Source organism: Frankia tisae, from assembly GCF_025403405.1.
Taxonomy (GTDB): domain Bacteria; phylum Actinomycetota; class Actinomycetes; order Frankiales; family Frankiaceae; genus Frankia; species Frankia tisai.
Map to the genome: position 1 here is coordinate 1 of NZ_JANEZT010000521.1, position 3,421 is coordinate 3,421.

A 3,421-nucleotide genomic window follows, 5' to 3' on the forward strand; every position below is an offset into this window, starting at 1 on the left:
GTCCTGGCCGCCGCGTCGGCCGCTCCCGTTCCCGCCGCGTCGGCCTCCGTGGCTCCGGCCGCGCCCGCGACGCCGGCTCCTTCGCCCGCGACGCCGGCGCCCGCTGCCGCCGCCCCGGGGGACACGCCCCCGGCCGCCGCGGTCGCTCAGTACAACGCACTGACCTGCACGGCCACCGACGTGCGCAAGGCAGCGGTCGGCACCGACCGGCCCCAGGAGTGGACCGCCGCCTGCGACCGGGACGGCGCGACCAAGTACCTGCTCAAGCCGGCGTCCGTCGTCGGAACCGATGTGAAGACCGCCTCCGCCGGTCTGCAGGGCGGCGGCGGTACCACCGGCATCACCACCGGCCAGTGGGTGGTCAACGTCGAGTTCACCGGCTCCGGCCAGAACAAGTTCACCAAGCTCACTGAGAACACGATCGGTAAGCAGGTCGCGATCGTGCTCGACGGCGTGGTGCAGTCGGCGCCGCAGACCAACGAGCGCATCGCCGGGACCGCCCAGATCTCCGGCTCCTTCGGCCAGTCCGAGGCGGAGGATCTCTCCAACGTCCTGCGCTACGGCGCGCTGCCGCTGGCCTTCGAGCGCTCCCAGGCCGAGTCGATCTCGCCGACCCTGGGCCGCGACTCACTGCACGGCGGCCTGCTCGCCGGGGCCATCGGGCTGGTGCTGGTCGTCCTCTACTCCTTCCTGTACTACCGGGCGCTGGGCATCGTCGTGGTCGCCTCCCTGGCGGTCAGCGGCCTGCTGATCTACGCCTCGGTGGTGCTGCTGGGTTCCGCGATCGGCTTCACGCTGACCCTCGCGGGCATCGCCGGTCTCATCGTGTCGATCGGCGTGACCGCCGACTCGTTCGTCGTCTACTTCGAACGGATCAAGGACGAGGTGCAGGCCGGCCGGACGGTGCGCGCCGCCGCCGACCGGGCCTGGCCGGCCGCGCGGCGCACCATGCTCTCGGCGGACACGGTCTCCTTCCTCGCCGCGGCCGTGCTCTACATCCTCTCGATCGGTTCGGTGCGCGGGTTCGCGTTCACCCTCGGGTTGTCGACGTTGAGCGACGTGCTGATCATGTTCATCTTCACCCGGCCGGTGGTGGCCCTGCTGGTGCGGCGCAGATTGTTCTCCGTCAGCCGTTTCTCGGGCCTGAGCCCGAAGTCGATCGGTGGGCGGGCCGCGGCCGGGCCGCCGCCAACCGCCGCCAGCCGGCCGCGGCTGGCCAAGCGGCCGGCGCCGGCCGGGCAGAAGCGGGAGAGCTGACAGATGGCACTGCTCGGGCGGATCTACCGCAGCGACTTTCACATCGACTTCGTCGGCCGCCGCCGAGTCTGGTACGCGCTGTCCGGCGTGCTCGTCGGGATCTGCGTGCTCAGCATGATCATCCGCGGCTTCTCGCTGGGGATCGAGTTCTCCGGGGGCGCGGTCTTCCAGCTGCCCAGCCACGGCGGCACCGTCGAGCAGGTCGAGGACACGCTGTCCAGCGTCGGCATCGACCCGACGGACAGCGTGGTCCAGCAGCTGGAGACCTCCAAGCAGTTCCGCGTGCAGACCCCCACCCTGTCCGACGAGCAGACAGACAAGCTGACGGACGCGCTGGCCAAGCGGTTCTCGGTGGCCGATCCGGACCGCAACATCGCCGTGTCGACGGTCGGCTCCTCGTGGGGCTCGACGATCACCAAGAAGGCCGTCCAGGGCCTGATCGTCTTCCTCGTGCTCGTGATGATCTATCTGTCGGTGCGCTTCGAGTGGAAGATGGCGGCGGCGGCGATGGCCGCACTCGTCCATGACCTCGTCGTCACGATGGGCGTGTACTCCCTCGTGGGGTTCGAGGTGACGCCGTCGACCGTGATCGCCGTGCTGACCATCCTCGGCTTCTCGCTCTACGACACCGTGGTGGTGTTCGACCGGGTGCGGGAGAACACGGCGGGGATGGCGACCTCCAGCCGGCGTACCTACGCCGAGGCGACCAACGACGCGCTGAACGAGACGCTGGTCCGTTCGCTCAACACCTCGGTCATCGCCCTCATCCCGGTGGCGTCGTTGCTGTTCGTCGGTGCCGGGCTGCTGGGCGCGGGCACGCTGAAGGACCTCGCGCTCGCCCAGTTCGTCGGGATCGCCTCCGGCACCTACTCGTCGCTGTTCTTCGCCACGCCTCTGCTGGTCGACCTCAAACGGGGTGAGCCGGCGGTGCGGGCCCTCGACGCCCGGGTCGCCCGGGAACGCGGCAGGCGGGCGCGCTCGGCGCCGTCGGTGCCGGCCGGCCCGGGGGCGCCGGACGGTCCGGGAGAGCCGGGCGAGACGGCGTCGGGGGAGGTCACGGCCCTCGCGGGAGGTGCGGCCGCAGTGGCGGACGGTCCGCCTGGCCGGCCGGGCGGCCCGGGTGCCCGCGAACCGGTTCCCGCCGGCGCGGGCCTCGCCGGGGCCGGTCGACGACCCCCCACAGCGGGTGCCGCGCGACGCGCCGGAGGCCGCAAGCCCGGCCGGCGGGGGCGGCCGAGCGGTAAGAAGCGTCGGTGAGCCGGGCGCCAGGCGCGTACCAGCGCCCCGGGGCGCCCGGAGACGGATCTGGCGGACTAGCCCTGAAAGTGGGATGAAGCAGGACGATGACGAGCATCGACGAGGCGGCACCCGAACGGCCCGCCACGACCGACGCGGCCGCCGACGTGTTGCGGGGCCACATCCGGGATGTCCAGGACTGGCCGCAGCCGGGGGTCGTGTTCAAGGACATCACCCCGCTGTTGTCCACCCCCGCCGCGTTCGGCGTGGTGATCGGGGCGCTGGCGGACATCGCCCGGCAGCGGGGCGCGACCACGATCGCGGGGATCGAGGCGCGTGGCTTCCTCCTGGCCGCGCCGGTCGCCGACCGGCTCGGCGTCGGCCTGGTGCCCATCCGCAAGAAGGGCAAGCTGCCGGGCCCGACCCGCAGCGCGACCTACGATCTGGAGTACGGCACCGCCACCATCGAGATCCACGCCGACGCGGTGCGCCCCGACGAGCGGGTGCTGCTGATCGACGACGTGCTGGCGACGGGCGGCACCGCGGCCGCGGCGCACGGCCTGCTGACCGGCGTCGGGGCCGAGGTGGTGGGCCTCGCGGTCCTCATGGAGTTGTCGTTCCTGCCCGGGCGGGAACGGACCGCCCCGCTGGACGTTGTCCCACTCCTGACGATTTGACCTAGGCCCGGGCGGGGCTCCGGAAGGTTTCCGTGCGGCACGGAGTTAGGCTCGGTGTCTAGTCCTCACGCAGGAGCGGCCCGTGCCAGAGGCAGCCCCGGTCACCACCGGAGCATCGTCGCCTGCGGTGGCTCCCATCCGGGAGCCACCGCAGGCCGGCGATGGCCTGCGCCCTGCCCCGCCCGGCCCGGAGTGCAGCCCTGACCCCCGTGACCAGGCTGTCCGCGAGGCGGGCGGGGCAGGGCGCAGGC

At 72.5% G+C, this 3,421-nt stretch carries 3 protein-coding genes; all 3 read left to right on the top strand.

Features of this window, described 5'->3' with window-relative positions; translation table 11 throughout:
* A partial coding sequence (gene secD / locus NBZ85_RS29150; protein ID WP_261563164.1) for a protein translocase subunit SecD occupies positions 1-1,257 on the top strand: 1,257 nt, incomplete at its 5' end.
* Positions 1,258-1,260: 3 nt separating this feature from the next.
* On the top strand, positions 1,261-2,514 hold the full coding sequence (gene secF, locus NBZ85_RS29155; protein ID WP_261556097.1) for a protein translocase subunit SecF: 1,254 nt from the start codon (positions 1,261-1,263) through the stop codon (positions 2,512-2,514).
* 86 nt (positions 2,515-2,600) lie between these two features.
* Positions 2,601-3,170: an adenine phosphoribosyltransferase gene (locus NBZ85_RS29160; RefSeq protein WP_261556096.1), complete on the top strand. Its 570-nt coding sequence runs from the start codon at positions 2,601-2,603 to the stop codon at positions 3,168-3,170.
* Positions 3,171-3,421: the final 251 nt, after the last annotated feature.